Source organism: Massilia rubra (assembly GCF_011682065.1).
Taxonomy (GTDB): Bacteria; Pseudomonadota; Gammaproteobacteria; order Burkholderiales; family Burkholderiaceae_D; genus Telluria_A; species Telluria_A rubra.
Map to the genome: position 1 here is coordinate 78,410 of NZ_VUYU01000026.1, position 19,172 is coordinate 97,581.

Annotated in this window: 15 protein-coding genes and 1 tRNA gene; 6 read left to right on the forward strand and 10 right to left on the reverse strand. The window is 65.5% G+C overall.

The window, feature by feature from the left end; genetic code table 11:
* The first annotated feature begins 58 nt into the window (after nt 1-58).
* From F0185_RS27435 to F0185_RS27445, 3 genes are read left to right on the forward strand one after another with little or no spacing between them, the layout of a single operon-like run.
* Nucleotides 59-2,557, forward strand: a complete 2,499-nt coding sequence (locus F0185_RS27435) for a hypothetical protein (protein WP_167230128.1) — start codon at nt 59-61, stop codon at nt 2,555-2,557.
* A 10-nt stretch (nt 2,558-2,567) separates the two neighbouring features.
* The gene (locus tag F0185_RS27440) at nt 2,568-3,584 is read left to right on the forward strand and encodes a hypothetical protein (RefSeq protein WP_167230131.1); all 1,017 of its coding nucleotides are present in this window, start codon (nt 2,568-2,570) and stop codon (nt 3,582-3,584) included.
* Between the two features lie 37 nt (nt 3,585-3,621).
* A complete protein-coding gene (locus F0185_RS27445; RefSeq protein WP_167230134.1) occupies nt 3,622-4,344 on the forward strand; it encodes a hypothetical protein in 723 nt (240 codons plus the stop codon).
* A 130-nt stretch (nt 4,345-4,474) separates the two neighbouring features.
* On the opposite strand, the gene F0185_RS27450 is transcribed toward F0185_RS27445, so the two are convergent.
* The 3 genes from F0185_RS27450 to F0185_RS27460 form a co-directional block, all read right to left on the reverse strand.
* Nucleotides 4,475-4,561, reverse strand: a tRNA-Leu gene (locus F0185_RS27450).
* A 271-nt stretch (nt 4,562-4,832) separates the two neighbouring features.
* Nucleotides 4,833-5,303, reverse strand: coding sequence for a hypothetical protein (locus tag F0185_RS27455; protein ID WP_167230137.1), 471 nt, complete (start codon nt 5,301-5,303; stop codon nt 4,833-4,835).
* A gap of 11 nt (nt 5,304-5,314) precedes the next feature.
* Complete coding sequence (locus tag F0185_RS27460) at nt 5,315-5,596, reverse strand: DUF4258 domain-containing protein (RefSeq protein ID WP_167230140.1); 282 nt, start codon at nt 5,594-5,596, stop codon at nt 5,315-5,317.
* Nucleotides 5,597-5,750: 154 nt separating this feature from the next.
* Between F0185_RS27460 and F0185_RS27465 the strand changes: the two genes are divergently transcribed.
* The gene (locus F0185_RS27465; RefSeq protein ID WP_167230142.1) at nt 5,751-6,815 is read left to right on the forward strand and encodes a DUF418 domain-containing protein; all 1,065 of its coding nucleotides are present in this window, start codon (nt 5,751-5,753) and stop codon (nt 6,813-6,815) included.
* A 202-nt stretch (nt 6,816-7,017) separates the two neighbouring features.
* Here F0185_RS27465 and F0185_RS27470 read toward each other — a convergent pair whose 3' ends face one another.
* The 7 genes from F0185_RS27470 to hutC all read right to left on the reverse strand — a co-directional run bounded on the left by F0185_RS27470 (nt 7,018) and on the right by hutC (nt 17,016).
* Nucleotides 7,018-8,739, reverse strand: a complete 1,722-nt coding sequence (locus F0185_RS27470) for an ArnT family glycosyltransferase (RefSeq protein ID WP_167230145.1) — start codon at nt 8,737-8,739, stop codon at nt 7,018-7,020.
* A gap of 92 nt (nt 8,740-8,831) precedes the next feature.
* Nucleotides 8,832-9,101 carry a type B 50S ribosomal protein L31 gene (locus tag F0185_RS27475; protein WP_054268338.1) on the reverse strand — a complete coding sequence of 90 codons (270 nt, stop codon included), beginning with the start codon at nt 9,099-9,101 and terminating at the stop codon, nt 8,832-8,834.
* Nucleotides 9,102-9,742: 641 nt separating this feature from the next.
* Nucleotides 9,743-11,005: a transcription termination factor Rho gene (gene rho, locus F0185_RS27480; RefSeq protein ID WP_054268339.1), complete on the reverse strand. Its 1,263-nt coding sequence runs from the start codon at nt 11,003-11,005 to the stop codon at nt 9,743-9,745.
* A 144-nt stretch (nt 11,006-11,149) separates the two neighbouring features.
* Nucleotides 11,150-11,476 (reverse strand): thioredoxin TrxA, encoded by a 327-nt coding sequence (trxA, locus tag F0185_RS27485; RefSeq protein ID WP_126076315.1) that lies wholly within the window; start codon nt 11,474-11,476, stop codon nt 11,150-11,152.
* 188 nt (nt 11,477-11,664) lie between these two features.
* The gene (locus F0185_RS27490) at nt 11,665-12,168 is read right to left on the reverse strand and encodes a response regulator (protein WP_167230147.1); all 504 of its coding nucleotides are present in this window, start codon (nt 12,166-12,168) and stop codon (nt 11,665-11,667) included.
* A gap of 115 nt (nt 12,169-12,283) precedes the next feature.
* Nucleotides 12,284-16,159 carry an ABC transporter substrate-binding protein gene (locus tag F0185_RS27495; protein ID WP_167230179.1) on the reverse strand — a complete coding sequence of 1,292 codons (3,876 nt, stop codon included), beginning with the start codon at nt 16,157-16,159 and terminating at the stop codon, nt 12,284-12,286.
* 137 nt (nt 16,160-16,296) lie between these two features.
* Nucleotides 16,297-17,016 carry a histidine utilization transcriptional repressor HutC gene (gene hutC, locus F0185_RS27500; protein ID WP_167230182.1) on the reverse strand — a complete coding sequence of 240 codons (720 nt, stop codon included), beginning with the start codon at nt 17,014-17,016 and terminating at the stop codon, nt 16,297-16,299.
* A gap of 162 nt (nt 17,017-17,178) precedes the next feature.
* Between hutC and ada the strand changes: the two genes are divergently transcribed.
* Nucleotides 17,179-18,270: a bifunctional DNA-binding transcriptional regulator/O6-methylguanine-DNA methyltransferase Ada gene (gene ada / locus F0185_RS27505; RefSeq protein ID WP_187362666.1), complete on the forward strand. Its 1,092-nt coding sequence runs from the start codon at nt 17,179-17,181 to the stop codon at nt 18,268-18,270.
* Nucleotides 18,267-18,962 carry a 2OG-Fe(II) oxygenase gene (locus F0185_RS27510; protein ID WP_370664077.1) on the forward strand — a complete coding sequence of 232 codons (696 nt, stop codon included), beginning with the start codon at nt 18,267-18,269 and terminating at the stop codon, nt 18,960-18,962. The genes ada and F0185_RS27510 overlap by 4 nt, the downstream gene beginning before the upstream one ends.
* Nucleotides 18,963-19,172 lie beyond the last annotated feature (210 nt).

Below are 19,172 nucleotides of genomic sequence, written 5' to 3' on the forward strand. Positions count from 1 at the left end.
ACGGGCCGCCGCACAGTTGCCGCGGCGGCCTGTCCCCTGGTTCTTATCTGGAGTCTTCATGCCTGCGCCTCCCGTGCCGCCCCTGCACACCGTGGTCCAGTTCGCGGCCTGTCTCGACATCGGTCAACGCAGGCTGCTGCTGGTCGGCGGCAATGCGCTCGCCGGGCAGCCACAAGTCTATGCCGGCCGCTTGCTGCCGGGCGGCGCGCCGTTTGACCTGAGGGCGTTCGCCAACACGATCCTGGGCGCCCTGTTTGACTTGAGCCTGCCGGCCGGCTTCCCCGCGCTGCCGATCGACACCTTGGACGCCACCATCACGCGCGCCGCGACGCCGGCGCAGTCGCGCTATCGGTTCGACGCCAGCTCCAGCGTCGTGGTCGGCAATCCGTTCCAGGCCGTGCTGCCGATTCCCGTGCAGTTCAACGGCTTCCAGATCGCACTGCGCTCGGACGCCGGCGCCGCCGGCAAGCAACTGCGCCTGAGCACCGTGGTCACTTCCAGCAGCGGCGCGCTGGCCGGCCTCGGCGACGTCAGCGGCAGCGTGGTGCTGGGCCAGGGTACGTATGCGCTCGGCGTGAGCATCGCGCACGAGGTCAGCATCTCAGGTTTACTCGGCTCCTTGCTCGATTGCCAGATCCCGCCCGCACTGGCGCTGTTCCTGCCGACCTTCAAGCCGCTGACCGCCGGCATGCCGCTGCGCATCTATTACGCCAACGCCGATGTCGAGGGCGGCACGCCGGCGCAGCCCGACAGCTATCTGCGCGGACTGCATGTCGACCAATGCGTGGTCGAGATCCTGGATCAGCAGTTCTCGATCGTCATGGACTGGCGCGGCGCCGCCGACTACAGCTTCGGCGCCAGCGTCGCGCCGCTCGACTTTGGCTTCTTCAAGTTGACCGGGCCGGCCGTGCCGCTGCTGCCGTCGCCCGGTCTGGGCGGCCCGCAGCTCACGGTGGGGAGCTCCCCGGCCGGTCTGGCGATCAGCCTGGGCGCGACGCTCGGTTTCCCCGACCTGGCGCCCCTGTCGCTGACGCTGACGGCGCAGGACCAGAGCAGCGCCGGCCAGGTGTTTTCCGGCACTATCGCCTACCAAGGCACGGTGCTCGGTGTGAGCAACCCGACCCTGGGCATCGCCTGGAGCAAGGCCGATGGTTTCCGGCTGGGTCCCTTTCCCGAGCCCTCAGGCCTGGACAGCTTCATCGATTTCGCCAAGCAATTGCAGGCGCTGTCGCAGCAACCGCGCAGCGGCTGCCAGGCGCTCACGTCGTTTGCGTTCAAGCGCGCCATCACCACCAAATTCCATTTCAATGCCGGCCTCGGCAGCGGCACGACGACGCCGCCATCAAGCGGCGGCGTCACCGTGTACATCGGCGGCACCTATGACATCTATATCCTGGGGCAACTGATCTGCACCATCACCTTCGACCCGATTTCGCTGACGATCGCCGTGCCGGGCAGCCTGGGTGACTTGGGCAACGCCATCGTCGCCACCCTGCTCGGCAGCGCGGAAGCGCTGGTGCGCGGCTTGTGGAACGACCAGGATGCGTTCTTCAAGTTGCTGGCGGCGCAGGCGCTGATCAAGGGCGGCCAGGAGGTCATCGACCAACTGATCTGCAACGCCGGCGGCGAGGCGGTGGGCAAGCCGGTCGTCGACGAGACCGCCGCTGAACTGGTGGCGGCGGCCGAGGCGGGAGCCATGGACACGCTGCTGGCGGCGGCCACGGTGCTGGCGGCGGCGACCGCGGCGCTCAGTTTCTTCGCCAGCATCTGGAAGTGCATCAGCGGCGAGCAGAAAAGAGAGAACGCCGCGGCGCAACGGCGCCATGACCAGGCCGTGCAGCGCATCGAGCAACTGCTGGCGATTAACAATTTTGTGGCCACATATGTGTTCGACGGCAGCCAGTGCCATGCCCAAGCCCGCTGGGATGGGCTCGATATCAGCGATCCGAACGCCACGCTGACGGCCACGTTGGTGGACTTGACGGGCGGCGGCGGCTCGCAGGATTTCCCTGTCGATATCAACGCCGACAGCTTGACGGCACCGATGGCGCTGCTGCCCGGCCGCAGCTACAAGCTGATGTTATGCGGCAGCTATTCCTTTAACGACTCACCCTGCTCCGGCATCCCGGTGGACGACGATATCAGCGTCGACATCCTGACACCGACGCTGACGGCCGCCTACCAGCCGGCCGCCAACCAGGTCGTCGCCAACTGGCCGCCGACAGCGGGGTTCAGCACGCCGGACGGCACGCCGGTGTCGGCCGTGCTGTATCTGCTCAGCCTGTGGGACACGGTCGCCGGACAGCCGGTGGCCGGCATCGCGGCATCGGTCCCGGTGAGCGGCCCGGCGCCCGCCGGCGGCTACCGCGCCAGCTTGTCGCTGCTGCCGGCGCAGCCGCCGTATTTCCACCCCCAGGGTGGCACACGTTACCAGCTGCAACTGCAGGCTTGCGCCAACCATGCGCTGTTTGACAGTGCCGGCGTGCGCGGCGACGCCTTCGCAGCCGGCCGGGGCATCGACCACACGCTGATCGGCATCAGCTTTGACGTTCAATAGGGAGGACAGCATGTCCAAGCAGACCGCAGCGGCCTTGAAGTCGTATTTTCTGACGGGAAGTATTCCGACCCAGGATCACTTTGCCGCACTGATCGACTCCGGCGTCAACCTGCTTGACGCCAACCTGACGATCGACGCGCGCCAGCGGCTCGGCATCGGCTGCACGCCGACGAGCACGCTGAGCGTGCAATCGCAATACAACCTGGCGCTGTCGGGCAGCGTGAGCACCACCAACGGCTCGGCCACGGTGCTGGGCACGCAGACCCGCTTCACGGCCGAGACCACGGTCGGCGCCGTGCTGAGCATCGCGGGCGGCCTGTACACGGTGAGCGCGATCGCCAGCGATACCAGCCTGAGCATCGACCCGGCGTTCCCGCCGGCGCCGGCCCCGGTGGCCAGCCAGGCGCCGGCGCTGGCCGACGCCGGCGTCTCGCTCAAGTGCGCCGATGCGGCGGGCCGGACGCGGCTGGAACTGCGGCCGGACGGCGCCTTGCAGGTCGGCGCCTTGCAGGTGGGCGCCGTGACGGCCGCCGGCAGCGTCAGCGCGGCCGGTTTCAGCGGCGATGGCGCCGGCTTGCGCAATATTCCGGTCGGCGCGCTGACGGGCACCTTCAGCGCGGCGCAGATTCCCGATATTCCGATGAGCAAAGTGGTCGGCAACCTGGCGGCGGCGCGCATCGGCGGCGTGCTGAGCATGGCGCAATTGCCGCCCATCCCCGCCGCCACCATCAGCGGCCAGTTGGCCGTGGCCCAGATTCCCGACCTCTCCAGCCGCGAGGTGCTGCTGTATGCGTCGGCGCCGCTGGTGCCCAAGGGGACGCGCACCAGCGTCAGCTGGCTGGCCGACTACGGCTACCAGCTGACGCTGGTGTTCCTTGGCGCGAATGGCCCCAGCACCTTGTCCGTGGGTCCCGGCCCCGGCAGCTACACCTTGCTGGTTAACCAACGCACCCTGTTCACACTGACCGCCACCAGCGCCAGCGGCGTGCTGAAGACGCAACGCCAGATCTGGATCGACACGTATTAACCCGCAGTACCCTTTCAACCACAGCAAGGAGATCATCATGACACTGCTCGAAGCGCTGCAAGAAAAAAGCCAGATCCTGCCCGCCAACCCCGGCTGGCAACAATGCCTGCAGGATGTCTTCACCGTGTATCAGCCAAGCGTGGCCGATTTCGCCCAGGCGATCTACACCACCTGGACCGCCGCTGGCGTGGCGCCGGCGTCGCGCGTCAGTTTCGTGCAATTGACGGCCGGACTGAACGGCATAAACGACGCGGCCGGCAACCCGGTTTACGGCATGGCCGCCATCGGGCCGGTCGTCAACGGCTTTTATATGGAAGTGATGATCTACGTCGATACGGTGACCCTGCGCAATGAAATCGGGACCAGCACACAGCAGCCGGGCAATACCAGCGCGCTGATCTCGATGTCGGACAACCACCCCAACGATGACCACGATCAGGGCGGCACCTGCGAACTGGACGACGAGGGGCTGGTGGGCAATATGACGATCCACTGGCGCGCCGCCAGCAGTTCCGCCGCCACCGACTCGGTGATGCTGACGGCCTTCCGGGTCAGCAACGGCAACTGGACCGACCTGGCGTCGATGCCGCTCAAGCTGGCCGACGGCAGCTGGGTAGCCTATGCCAATCCGGTGCCGACGCCGGACACCACCGTCACGTACGCCTTCGATTTCATGATCAACAACTGTACGGTGACGTTCTGGTTCGATCCCTACATTGGCGATCACGACAAGGGCAAGCAAGCCCCGGCGCTCGCCTGAGGGGACACGCCGGCCTGCGGGCAGGCGTGTGTCGATGGGCGCCGTTGCAGGGCGACGGACAACAAAAAACCCGCTCTCCATAACGGGGGCGGGTTGTAGGCGCTGTTCGACTTCAACTTGCTGTGTTCTGTGGTGCCGGGAGCCGGAATCGAACCGGCACGCTGTTTCCAGCGCGGGATTTTGAGTCCCGTGCGTCTACCTATTCCGCCATCCCGGCAACGCGACCCGCATTATGGCCCATTTGTCCGGTTCAGGCAACTATTTCGCGTTTGACACCGGCCTGAGCGTCCCTTGGGCGACAAGCTCATGCCAGGCCGGGTGGGTTTCGGACCTCGACAAGCCCGCATCGCCCCAGTCTTGGCGGAGGACGGCGTGCGCTCATTTCAGCCGCTGTTGGCGTTGCCTCGCTTCTCCACGGAAAAATCTTCAAGTTTGACGATGCGCTCTTCCATGCCAACATATCCGTCGATGCCTCGCTTTCTTGTCGTTCAAGCTGGTTCAAGCAAGTGTTCTTCGCCTTCGGACGCGAATTCGGAGGTCCAACGGTGATCAGTCTTCGAAACGATCATTCGACTATGGCTGATGCCGTCGATCGCATTGAGCATGTCGACGGCTGCCTCCACCTTGTCATCGCCATGATACTTTTGCGTATAGAGGAGCCGTATTAAAAAATCTTCAGCCTTGGGAATACGCCCTTGCTTTTCCCACTTTGCGACAGATTGCTCTGTGCACCCAAGTAACTTGCCTAACGCTATCTGGGATAGCGGTAATGCGCTGCGCAGGTATCGGAATTCAGCGCCTGTGAGCTTGCCAGGTTTATGCGCCAGTGCGAGGCATACGGCTCGAATAAGCCCGTCAAGGTCGTGATATGAAACGGCTATCCCATACGGTGTTTCTTTCTCGACGTAGCCATTTTTCAGCCATACGTTGCGCAAGCCTCCATCGGTAAAGTGATACATTTTTCCTTCTCCTATGCGTACATCGCGGTAACGACGATCAAGCCCGGGCCATCACTGACCGCGACGATGACAGCAAGCCGATTTCCGGCGCAAACGTGCGCCATTTTGCAGTCGATGGAACCCTTCATGGCGTTCGGTTCGGGAGTTCGCTTGATCCGCCCGGCTCTCAATGTTTCAAGCACGCATGCTTTCGTGATTCTTCTGGAACGCATTTGCTCCTCAACATGCTTTGTGAAGAATAGCTTGGAAGTATCTTTGGACTCATCCTGTATCAGGGCTTCAAGCTGCTGCATTGAGACACACGCCGCTGTCGTTGGTTCCGCAACTTGTGGGACCAGATGAGCCGCTGGAAAACGACGACGACCGATAAGCCAAGCTGATCGAAGCGCCGTTTTCAACAGGCGCCAAGCCCCATGCTACATTGTGGTTTTTTCAATGTGGCCATTCATGAAACAACGCATCCTCGGCTTCGACCTGGCCCGTTCCCTTGCCGTGATCGGCATGGTGATCGTCAATTTCAAGATCGTCATGCACGCCAGCACGCCCGACGCGCCTTGGTGGCTGGCGATCTTCGATGCGCTCGACGGACGCGCCTCGGCCCTGTTCGTGGTCCTGGCCGGGATCGGCCTGTCGCTGCTGTCGAAGCGGGCGCGCGAGTCCGGCGACGCGGCCGCACTGCGCGCCGCCCGCGGCGGCATCCTGAAACGCGCCGCCTTCCTGTTCGTCGCCGGCCTGCTGTACGTGCAGGTCTGGCCGGCCGACATCCTCCACTACTACGGCGCCTACATGGTCATCGGCGCGCTCGCGCTGTCGTGGCGCGGCGGCGCCGTGCTGGCCGCCGCCGCCGCCATGCTGGCCGGCTTCGTCCTGCTGGCCGCGCTGTTTGACTACGGCGCCGGCTGGAACTGGGACACGCTCGCCTACGCCGGCTTCTGGACGCCAACCGGCTTTCTGCGCAACCTGTTCTTCAACGGCTTTCACCCGGTGTTCCCGTGGGCCGGCTTCCTGTTGCTGGGAATGGCCCTCGGCCGGGTCGACCTGCAATCGCCCACGGCGCTGCAGCGGGTCTTCATCGGCGGCCTTGCGATGGGCGTCGCGGCCGAATCGGCGATGGCGATCGGCGCCCTGTTCGCCGCGCCGGCGGGCGGCATCTGGCAGCACCTGTGGTCATCCGGCCCGCTGCCGCCGCTGCCGCTGTACTGGATCGCCGCCGCCGGCGACGCCATGGCGGTGATCGCGGCCTGCGTCTGGATCGGCCAGCGCTGGCCCCACGCGCGCCTGCTCACGCCCCTGGTGCATACCGGCCAGCTCGCGCTCACCCTGTACATCGCCCACGTCGTCATCGGCATGGGCGTGCTCGAAGCGCTTGGCCTGCTCAATGGCCGCACGCTCGCCTTCGCGATCGGCAGTGCGCTGGTCTTTTCGGCCGCCGCGATCCTGTGCGCGCACCTGTGGCGCCGCCGCTTCGCGCTTGGACCGGTGGAGTCGCTGATGCGGCGCTGTACCGGGTGAGCGCGCGCTTACTTCCGCGCCACGCCGCCGACGGCGCGCGCAAGGTGGTCTGCCGGGCATGGCGCCGCGGCCGATGCCGGCCAGCGTGCAGTATCGGCACAAGCAGCAGTTGTCGGCGCGCGTGCGCACCTTTGCCGGCTGGCTGCGGGTGGTGTTCGCCGCCGCCTGAACCTGCCAGGCCAGCGGCTTCAGGCCCGCGGGCTCAGGGCGCGCGCTGGTACAGGCGGAAGCGTTCGTCGCGGTCGGCGGCGCGCCGGCCTTCCCACAGCAAGCGCCATTCGGCGCCCGGCGGCGGCTTGGCCGATTCGCGCTCGTCGTGCACTTTCACGCTGTCCTGCAGCAGGATCAGGTCGCACTTGCCGGCGCCGATGTGATCGAACGGCAGCTTGCCGTAAAACGCCAGCGACGCGCGCTGCGGCGCACCCACGTTCGAATTGATGCAGCCCGCACCGGGCGGCAGCGAGGCGGCGATCTGGCGCGCCACGACCGCGTAGCTCTTGCTGTAATTGAAGTCGGGCAGGAACAGCGTCATGAGCAGCACCCACAGCAAAATCAGGCCGCCCGAGGACAGCACCACGGCGCGCCACAGCACCGCCGGCTGGCGCGAGATGCGCCAGTGGACCAGCGCGATCCAGCCGATGGTCGCCCCCAGCGCCACCACGAACGCCAGCACCTCGACTTCCGGGCGGAAGCCGGGCAGCAGCTTGAGCGCGTTCTTGGCCAGCTGCGCCGGCCAGCCGGTCAGCTTGGCGATCCAGAACAGCCAGACGATCGCGCCGAGCATGGTCAGCACCATCACCGAGAACCAGTCGATGGCGTTGATGGCGCCGCGCTTCATGGTCGGCAGCCCGAACGCGGCCATGATGGCCAGCGGCGGCAGCAGCTTGAGCAGGTCGCCGTTTTCCGGCAGCGGATCGCACAGGATCAGCAAGGTGAGCGCGCCGACGAAAAACAGCGGCAGCACGATATGCAGCAGGTGGTCCTGGCGGCGCCACGCGTAAATGGCCCAGCCGGCGAATGGCCAGGCCGGCCAGAAGAACCAGATCCCGACCCGGAAGAAGGTCTTGATCGAGATCCAGCTCGGCAGGCCGATCTGGTTCGCGGTCCAGGCCAGCCAGCCGCTCACGGGATTGACGCCGTACGGCTGGATCGACACGGCCGGCAGCACCCAGAGCATGGCGATCGCCAGCGCGGTCAGCACCGCCAGAGCGAGGTGGCGCAGGGTCGGGGTCAAGGGCACCGACAAAAAGCGCGTGCACGCGAACAGGGCCAGCAGCAGGGTGATCGGGGTCAGCAGGCCGCGCGTGAGCACCAGCGCGCCCAGCGACAGGCCGATCAGGACGGCATTGCGCAGCGTCTGCGCTTCCACGTAGCGCACCGCGCGGTACAGGAAATAGGCGACCAGGCCGCCCTGCAGGGTGACGGCCAGGGTTTCGTGGCTGAACATCAGCAGGCCCAGGCAACCGAGATAGATCAGGGCGGCGGTGTCGGCCAGGGTGCGGCCATAGTCGTCCGGTTCGGGCTGGCCGCCGAAGGCCAGGCGCAGCGGCTGCGCATCCTGGCGCCGGCCCAGGTGGAAGGCGGTCCACCAGACCGAGGCCGTGCCGGCTAAAAAGATGCCGATGGTCGACATGCGCGCCGCCATCATGTCGCCCATGAGGCCGCCGAACAGCTTGATGCACAGCGCCCCCAGCCAGAAGGCCAGCGGGCCGTCGTCCGGCACGCGCATGCCGGCGATATTGGGCAGCAGCCAGTCGGCCAGGCCGCCGTGGGCCATGGTCCACATGATGCCGAAACTGCCGGCATCATCTTTCCAGTCGGCACGTCCAATCAGGCCGGGCAAGATGTACAGCAGGCCCAGCGCAAACAAGGCCCAGCGCGGCAGGGCCAGGGTGGCGGCGGCGGAAAGACGGACGGGTTTCATCGATAACGGGGGCATCGGCAATGGGGAAAAGACGTAGTATCAACGAAAAAAAAGCAGCCGGGGGCTGCTTTTTAGGTATGCACGGCAAAAACTTAGCCGTTTGCAACCGCGGTTTTGGAGCCGACGGCGCCAAATTTCTGACGGAACTTCTCGACGCGACCGGCGGTGTCGACGATTTTGTGCTTGCCGGTGTAGAACGGGTGCGATTCAGCCGAGACCTCGATCTTCACCAGTGGGTATTCTGCGCCCTCGTGGGTGATTTTTTCGCGGGTCTGGATGGTCGAACGGGTAACGAATTTGAAATCGCACGACAGGTCGTGGAAAACAACGTCGCGGTATTCTGGATGGATATCTTTACGCATGGTCTTGCCTCGGTTAGTTTGGTAGCCAAACTGCACTTCGTCGGTCGTCTTGCCTCGTGACCCGATTGCCGCTCACTTGCCAGGGGTTAAATACTGCAACCGGCGATTATACAGCTTTTTTAGGGGTCAGACCCCGGTTCTTCTTTTAGGGGGTCTGACCCCGGTGTCCCCGAAGTCACCGAAGTCCCCATCCTGGCGTATCCCCAGCGCAACACCGGGGTCTGACCCCCAAGGGAACAACCGGGGTCAGACCCCGGTGTTGCGCTGGGGATACGCTTCATGCGCCGCCGCCGTGCCAGAAACGAAAAAGGACAGCCGCGGCTGTCCCTTGTTGATGCTACGCGCAGGATTTACCCGCCCCGGCGCATCATGTCGAAGAACTCATTGTTGTTCTTCGTGGCCTTCATCTTGTCGAGAGGGGGAGGGGTCAGACCCCGGTTCTTCTTTTAGGGGTCTGACCCCGGTGTATCCGAAGCCACCATCGGGCGTATCCCCAGCGCAACACCGGGGTCTGACCCCCAAGGGAACAACCGGGGTCAGACCCCGGTGTTGCGCTGGGGATACGCTTCATGCGCCGCCGGCGTTGCCAGAAACGAAAAAGGACAGCCGCAGCTGTCCTTTGTTGATGCTACGCGCAGGAATTACCCGCCGCGCCGCATCATGTCGAAGAACTCATTGTTGTTCTTCGTGGCCTTCATCTTGTCGAGGATGAACTCCATCGCTTCGATCTCGTCCATCGAGTACAGCAACTTGCGCAGGATCCAGATTTTCTGCAACTGGTCGGCTTTGATCAGCAACTCTTCGCGGCGGGTGCCCGATTTGTTCAGGTTGATCGCCGGATACACCCGCTTCTCGGCCAAACGGCGCTCGAGGTGGACTTCCATGTTGCCGGTGCCCTTGAATTCCTCGTAAATCACGTCATCCATGCGCGAACCGGTTTCGATCAGGGCGGTGGCGATGATGGTCAGCGAGCCGCCTTCTTCGATATTGCGCGCCGCACCGAAGAAACGCTTCGGACGCTGCAGCGCGTTGGCGTCCACACCACCGGTCAAGACCTTGCCCGAAGCAGGGATGACGGTGTTGTAGGCGCGCGCCAGGCGGGTGATCGAGTCGAGCAGGATGATCACGTCTTTCTTCATTTCGACCAGGCGCTTGGCCTTTTCGAGCACCATCTCGGCCACTTGCACGTGGCGCGTGGCCGGTTCGTCGAAGGTCGAGGCAACCACTTCGCCGCGCACCGAGCGCTGCATTTCGGTCACTTCTTCAGGACGTTCGTCGATCAGGAGCACGATCAGGGTGCAGTCCGGGTGGTTGGCCGTGATCGCATGCGCGATGTGCTGCAAGATCACCGATTTACCCGACTTTGGCGAGGCCACCAGCAAGCCGCGCTGGCCCTTGCCGATCGGGGCGATCAGGTCGATGATGCGGCCGGTGATGTTTTCCTGGCCATTCATTTCGCGCTCGAGGCGCAGCGGCTCGTTCGGGTGCAGCGGGGTCAGGTTCTCGAACAGAATGCGGTGCTTGCTCGCTTCCGGAGATTCGCCATTGACCTTGTCGACCTTGACCAGCGCGAAATAGCGCTCGCCGTCTTTCGGGGTGCGCACTTCGCCTTCGATCGAATCGCCCGTATGCAGGTTGAAACGGCGGATTTGCGACGGCGAGATATAGATATCGTCGGTCGAGGCCATGTAGCTGGCGTCCGGCGAGCGCAGGAAGCCGAAGCCGTCCGGCAGCACTTCGAGCGCGCCGTCGCCAAAAATTTGTTCGCCCGATTTCGCGCGCTTCTTGAGAATGGCGAACATCAGTTCTTGTTTGCGCAGGCGGGCTGCGTTGTCGATATCGAGGCCAATCGCCATCTCCAATAGTGCGGAGACGTGCATGGCCTTCAGTTCAGATAAGTGCATGAGTTGAGTCCCGTGACGGGAAGTAAAGGTAGGGGAGGGAACTGCGTGGGTTAATCATCTGGGAAGAAGTCAGTCGAGGCCAACTCGCTTCCCGGCCGGACAAGACGGCAGCGCGGGCGCGCCGACGTCACATTGTACTAACAATCAGATATTGCTGTCGAGGAAAGCGGTCAGCTTGCCTTTGCCGTTGTTGCCGACCATGCGGGCCGCTTCAACACCGTTCTTGAACAGAACCAGGGTTGGAATGCCGCGAATGGCGAATTTGGCGGGAACCTGCTGGTTGGCGTCGACGTCCATCTTGGCAATGACAACCTTGCCATCGTATTCCTGGCTGATCTCTTCGAGGATCGGAGCGATTTGCTTGCACGGACCGCACCATTCAGCCCAGAAGTCGACCAGCACGGGACGGTCCGACTTGAGGACGTCCGCTTCGAAAGATGCATCGCTAATGTATTTAATATTTTCGCTCATGTTTTCCTCTAAATGAGGTAGGGGGTCAATAACGCCTGGAGGATAAGCCGACCCTGCTTCGGGGACCATCGCTATCACCAGCCAGTTCCTTTTTATCTTGCAACACTATGGTGGTGACGGTGTGCACAAATTCAATATAGGGAAGGGCGGCAGAGGGTATCAGGCGGGGATTTAGCCGAAATAATAACCTATTTTCCCGAAACGGGAGAGGGATTGTACAAATTCTCGTGTCCGGGCGCATTCGGGTCCTGCGCCGGCCCCCTCAGCGGACCGAGCGCGGCCTGCAATTCCAGGGCGCTGATCGGCTTCTTGAAGGCGCCCAGCACGTTCAGTCCGTGCGCCCTGGCCAGCCGTTCGGCCGCCTTGCGCACGCCGCTGTCCATGCCCGAGAGCAGCATCACGCCACCGCCGAAACCGGCCGCGGCGGCCGCCTGCATGAACTCGATGCCATCCATGTCCGGCATCGACAGGTCGCAGATCAACAGGGCCGGGGGATCGAGCGCCAGGCTGGCCAGGGCGCGCCGCGCATCCGATTCGGTGCGCACCTCGAAGGCGGCCACCCCGCCGCCGGCGCCGCCGCTGTTGCCCAGATCGGCCAGCATGTCGGTCAGCAGTTCCAGCATGAAATGATCATCGTCCAGCAGCAGCACGCGGATGCGTGGCGGCGTGGCCTGTGTTACGGGCTCGTCCATGGTTGTCTTTAGCGGCTGTTATTGTCGTTATCGGCAGCGCTGCGTCAATTTTGTAGCGCGTGCGCCACTATTATCACGGAGAACGCCCGCCAACGGCAGCCTTGTGCACGTTTTTTTAGGCGTCGCTGGCAAAAGTGGTGTTCTGCATGATCTGCTCGGTGATGCGCGCCAGCAGCGGCCACAGCTGCGCGACCAGGGCTTTCGCCTCGGCCCGTTCGGTGGCCGGGCTGCCGTGCGCCAGGTTTTCCAGCCGCAGGCACAGCTCGCCCATGCCCATCGCCCCCACCGTGCGCGCCGACGACTTGATGCGGTGCCCCAGTTCGCGCACGCGGGCGATGTCGCCGGCCGCCAGCGCCGCTTCCATCTCCTCGAAGCCGGCCTGGGTGGTTTGCAGGAACTTGAAGGCGAACTTGCGCACCTTGTCCTGGTTATAGCTGAGCAGCTTGGCCAGCACCGTCAGGTCGATCACCTCCGGGTCGCCGGCCACCGTGCGAAAGCCCGGCTGGGCCGGCAGCGCCGGCGCCGCCGCGGCGGCCGGCGCGCGCGCAGGCAGCCAGCGCGCCACCACTTCGCACAGCAGCGCCGGCTGGGTTGGTTTACTGATGAAATCATCCATGCCCGCCTCCATGCAGCGCGCCCGGTCCTCGCTGGTGGCCGTGGCTGTCATGGCCAGCACGCGCAGGCCGGCCAGGCGCGGGTCGAGGCGGATCAGGCGCGTGGCCTGCAAACCGTCCATGACCGGCATCTGCACATCCATCAGCACCACGTCGAAACCGGTCTTGGCCAGCAGGTCGAGCGCTTCCAGGCCGTTCTGCGCCAAGCACACCACACAGCCGGCTTCCTCCAGCATTTCGAGGGCGATCTGCTGGTTGAAGGTATTGTCCTCGACCAGCAGGATGCGCGCGCCGCGCAGCAGCGCATCCTGGCCGGGCACGCGCGCGCCGGCGCTCGCCTGCGGCTCCTGGCCGCGGCCCGCGCCGACGGCGGCCGATTGCACGGCGCCCGGATCGAGCTTGCCCACGCGCGCGGTGAACCAGAAGCAGCTGCCGCTGCCCGGCTGACTGTCGACGCCGACATCGCCCCCCATCAGCTGCGCCAGCTGCTTGCAGATGGCCAGGCCCAGGCCGGTGCCGCCGTACTCGCGCGTGGTCGAGGTGTCGGCTTGCTGGAACGACTGGAACAGCTTGGCCGTCTGCTCGGGCGTGAGGCCGATGCCGTTGTCGCGCACCTGGAAGCGCAACAGGCAATCGTCCGCGCGGTCGTCGATATTGTCGATCCGGATCGTGATGCTGCCGCTGTCGGAAAACTTGATCGCATTGTGGGTGTAGTTGATCAGCACCTGGCCCAGGCGCAGCGGATCGCCCTGCAGCGCGCGCGGCAGCGCCGGATCGAGCTCGAACACCAGCGCCAGGTCCTTGGTGGCCGCCTTGGGCGCGACCACGGTCGACAGGGTCTGGATTACATGGTCGAGCGTAAACGCGACCATCTCCACTTCCAGCTTGCCCGCCTCGATCTTGGAAAAATCGAGGATATCGTCGATGATACCCAGCAGGTGCTCGCCGGCGAAGCGGATTTTTTCGATGTAGTCGCGCTGGCGCGGATTGAGGTCGGTCTTGAGCGCCAGGTAAGCCATGCCGATCACGCCATTCATCGGCGTGCGGATCTCGTGGCTCATATTGGCCAGGAACTGACCCTTGGCCATGCTCGCTTCCTCGGCCACCTTCTTGGCCTGGTCCAGCTGCGCGGTGCGCTGCTGCACGCGTTCTTCCAGGTGCTCGTTCAATTCGCGCAGCTGCTGCTCGGTGCCGATGCTGGCGCTGATATCGACCATCATCGTGATCAGGTACTCGCACTGCCCCTGCTCGTTGCACACGGTTTTGCGGATGGTGCGCACATGCAGCTCGCGTCCGAGGCGCGCGTTGTACACCGTCTCCACATCGTCCAACATGACGCCGCCGGCAAAGGCTTCGCGCTCGCGCGCGCTCAGCGTGCCCTGCAAGCCTGGCTGCTCGCCGCCCAACTGCGCCGGCGCGAGCCCGAACTGGGTTTCGCAGGCGCTGTTCATCAAGGTCACGTGGCCCCCGGCATCCTTGATATACAGGCCGATCGGCATCATCTGCAAAATCTCGTGCAGGCGCGCCGCCAGCGTCTTGAGGGCCTGCTCGGCGCGCTGGCGTTCGCTGATGTCGCGCAGCGACACGATGGTCAGCTTATGCCCCTGCGACAGCATCGGCGTGCGGTTCACTTCAGCCGGGAACTGGCTGGCGTCGCGCCGCTGCGCCGTGATCACCCGGTTCGGCGCGCCCGGCTCGCGCACGCCGGGCGCCAGCCGCTCGGCCGGCATGCCGACCAGCGCTTGCACCGCATAGCCAAAACTGCTCGCGCACAAATGGTTGGCGTAGCGGATGCGGCCATCGGCGTCGAGGATCAGCATGGCCTCGGGCGAGGCTTCGAGCACGGCGCGCACGCGCGCCTCCTCGGCTTCCTTGCGGTCGCCGATATCGGCCATGGTGCCGGAGACGCGCAACGCGGGCGTGCCGGCGTCGCGGCCGAGCACGATGCCGCGTCCCAGCATCCACCGCCAGCGGCCATCCTTGCAGCGCATGCGGAACTCGCACGCCAGCACATTGTTGCTAGACGCCGGCGACTTCAGGCAGGCCGACAGGTCGCCCTTCAGGCGCGCCACGTCTTCCGGATGCACATGCAGCAGCCAGGCGTTGAAATCGACCGCGAATTCATCGGCCGCATAGCCCAGCAACTCCTTGAAGCGCGCCGACAAGGCCAGCTCGCCGCTGTGCTGGGTCCACTCCCAGGTGCCGTGGCCCGAGCCATCGAGCGCGAAGCGCAGCAGGTTCTCGCTGCCGGCCAACTGCACGCGCGTGTCGGCCAGCAGGGCGCGTTCGGCGCGCAGCGAGGCCGCCAGGCGGTGCGCGCGCAAGCAGGCCGCGGCGGCCACCAGCAGCAGCGCCAGCAGCGCCAGCGCCGGCAATACGCCGGGAAAGGCCAGGCGCGCATCGGGCCGCGCCTCCTGGTACAGGAAACCATCGAGCGAAAAATCGGCCGGCAGCAGGCCCAGGCCGGCGTAGGCCGAAGCGATGGCGCGCCAGCGCGCCGGATTGCTGTAACCCGGTTCCAGCATGTCGGCCTCGATCAGCGGCACGATCCCGCGCGCCTCGTACAGCAAGTGCTCGCGGCTGAGACGATGCGGATAGCGCGCGCGGATCAGGTCCACCGTCTCGGCCTGGTGCGCCAGCGCGTGCTCCCAGCCGCGCAGGGTGGCCGCGCGCATGGCGGCCGCGCGCGCCGGATGCTCGCGCAGCTCGGCCTCGCTGGTAAACAACAGGTCGCCGTAAAAATCGATGCCCGCCGCGCGCGGCGTGAGCGTGGCAAAGCGCGCATGTTCGCGCTCGAGCAGGTACGGCTGGTCGGTGCTGAAGGCCGACATGGCCGCGACCCGGCCGTTGGCCAGGTCGCCCACGTTGTAGCTGTGGCGCATTTGTCCATAGTTGGCCAGCGGCGGGCCGAACTTTTTCATGAACACCAGCAGCTCCACGCTGTTCGACGAAATCATCACCGTGCCGCTGGCGGGCAGCTGCGGCTGGCCGGTCGCATCGGCGCGCACCAGCAGCACCGCCGGCGAATGCTGGAACACCGACGCCAGCACCACCACCGGCTTGCCGCGCCCGCGCGCCACCAGCAAATTGGTATTGGCCACCCCGTACTCGGCCGCGCCCGACGTCACCGCCGACACCGCGTCGTCGCCGCGCTCGGCCTCGCGCAAGGTCACCTCCAGCCCCGCCTCGCGGTAAAACCCCTGCTCCTGGGCCGCGTAATAGCCGGCGAACTGGAACTGGTGCTGCCATTTGAGCTGCACCACCACCTTTTCGAGCGCCAGCGCCTCGCCCGCGGCCAGCGCCGCCGCCAACAGCGCGCACGCACGCCAGCGGCGCAGCGCGGCGCGGGGGCGGGTGAACGAGGTCGGAACGGACATGGCGCGGCCATCGGAAGAGGTTTAGGCTAAGCTCCATAGTAGCCATTTTTTGGCGCACAGAATTTACCAACAGGAATCTTCGCCTATCGTGCGGGTAAAAGTGTCGTATTTCTGCCGCGCGGGTGCGCTTGTCCCGCTCAGCCGACCTTGCCGGTGAACTGATACAGCTGGCCGGGATGCCACATTGTCACGACCGACGCGACCTGGCCGAGGGCCTTGGTCTGCCGCTTGAGCACCAGGCAGCACTGGCGCGGCCCGACCGCCAGCATGCTGGCGATGTCGCGCGGGGCGGGCAGGGCCTCGATGCTGTAGCTGGCGCTCTGCAGGGGCGCGGCCTTCATCAGATGCTCGTTGGGCGTGATGGCCGAAAAATCCTGGGCCAGGTACGCGGGCGCGCAAGCCGGATTGACCCAGCGGTCCTCGACCTGGATCGGCGCCTCGTTCTCGAAGTGCACGATCACCGAATGGAACAGCGGCTGGCCGGGCGCCAGCTCGAACTGGCGCGCCAGCAGCTCGCTGGCGCGGCCCTTTTCGAGCAGGTGCAGGCTGCTGCGGTGCGCGTGGCCGCGCGCGCGGATCTCGTCGGCGATGCTGTTGATCTCGACCAGCGTGGCCTGGTATTTTTGCGGAGCGACAAAGGTGCCCGACCCCTGGCGGCGGGTGAGCACCTGCTCGGCGGTCAGTTCGCGCACGGCGCGGTTGACGGTCATGCGCGAGACCCCGAACTGGCGCACCAGGGCTTGCTCGGACGGCACCACATCGCCCTCCTTCCAGCGGCCGGCGGCGATCTCGCCGAGCAGATAATCCTTGATGCGCTGGAAAATCGGCGTCGTATCTTGCGCAATCTGCTGTTCCAAACTACTCTCCGAAGGCCGGCTCAAAAACCGATTTTAGCACCGTGGCCGCGCGTCCGGATTCAAAAGCAAGCGCCGGGATGACCGCCCGGGCCGCGCCGCCTACGATGGATGCCTGCGAACTCGATCGCGAACCACAGCGGGAGCACAGCCATGAAACCAGCAATGAACACAATCGTTACCGACAATCCGGCCGCAAGCTACGACAACGACGACGCGCGCTGGGCCGCCGTGCAGCGGCGCGACGCCGGCGCCGACGGCCGCTTTTACTACTCGGTGCGCACCACCGGCGTGTACTGCCGGCCCTCGTGCGGGGCGCGCGCCGCCCTGCGCGCCAACGTCGCCTTCCACGCCAGCGGCGGCGACGCCGAGCGGGCCGGCTTTCGTCCCTGCCTGCGCTGCAAACCCGACCAGCCGCCGCTGGCCGAGCGCCACGCGCGGATGGTGGCGCACGCCTGCCACCTGATCGACGCCAGCGACGCCGAGCCGGACCTCGACAGCCTGGCCGGCGCCTGCGGCATGAGCCGTTTTCATTTTCACCGCATCTTCAAGCAGCACACCGGCATCACCCCCAAGGCATATGCGGCCGCGCGCCGCGCCGGCAGGGTCGATCTTGGGCTGGCCGGCGCCGCCAGCGTCACCGAAGCCATCTACGCGGCCGGCTACAACTCCAGCGCGCGCTTTTACGCCAGCGCCCCCGCGCGCCTCGGCATGACCCCCACCGCCTGGCGCGCCGGCGGCAGCGGCGCCGTGATCCGCTTCGCCATCGGCGCCTGCTCGCTCGGCGCGATCCTGGTCGCGGCCACCGACAAAGGCATCTGCGCCATCCTGATCGGCGACGACCCCGACCTGCTCGCGCGCGACCTGCAGGACCGCTTTCCCGCCGCCGACCTGCGCGGCGCCGACGCCGGTTTTGAGGCGACAGTCGCGCGCGTGGTCGGCCTGGTCGAAGCGCCCGGCGTGGGACTCGACCTGCCGCTCGACGTGCGCGGCACCGCCTTCCAGCAGCGCGTATGGCAAGCCCTGCGCGAGATCCCGGCCGGGCAGACCGTCAGCTACGCCGAACTGGCCGCGCGCATCGGCATGCCGACCGGCGCGCGCGCCATTGCCGGGGCCTGCGCCGCCAATCCGGTGGCCGTCGCCATCCCCTGTCACCGGGTGGTGCGCACGGACGGCGCGCTGTCCGGCTACCGCTGGGGTGTCGAGCGCAAGCGCATCCTGCTCGATCGCGAGAGCGAAGGCGGGGGTGGGGCGTGAATGCCAACGTGGCCGACTGGGGCCAGGTTGGCATCGACCTCGATGCGCACGGCTGCGCGGTCGTGAAGGGCATGCTCGACGCCGCGACTTGCCGCGCCTATGCCGGCGCGTATGACGACCAGGCGCGCTACCGCAGCCGGGTGGTGATGGAGCGGCACGGCTTCGGGCGCGGCGAGTACCGCTACTTTGCGTATCCGCTGCCCGAAGGCCTTGCCGCGCTGCGCACAGCGCTGTATGGACCGCTAGCGCGCATTGCCAACGGCTGGCATGAAGCGATGGGGCTCGGCGCGCGCTTTCCGGCGCGGCATGTCGAGTTCCTGGCGCGCTGCCACGCGGCCGGGCAGGAGCGGCCCACGCCGCTGATCCTGCGCTATGGCGAGGGTGACTACAACTGCCTGCACCAGGATCTGTACGGCGCACACGTATTTCCCTTGCAAGTGGCGGTGTTACTGTCGCGGCCGGGGGACGACTTCACGGGAGGCCAGTTCGTGCTGACCGAACAGCGTCCGCGAATGCAATCGCGGGTCGAGGTAGTGGAGCTGGGGCAGGGCGACGCCGTGATTTTTCCGGTGAACCAGAGGCCGGTGAACGGCACGCGCGGCGTGTACCGCGTCGCCATGCGCCACGGCGTCAGCCGCCTGCGCTCCGGGCAACGCCACACGCTCGGCATCATCTTCCACGACGCCGAATAGTCCTACAACCGGGGTCAGAGCTTTAATTGGTAATTGTTGCGCCTGTTCCATATTATTCCTACGGTCGTGATCAAAACTCTTATAACCCATGCCCTTATACATAAGTCGCCAGGACCCAATAAAGTCTTTTACATTCAATGAGTTGCAGAGGGGCTTGTAAACTTTGCCGAGATCGCGTTTACTCTTGCCTTTTGGGCGGCGCATTGGACA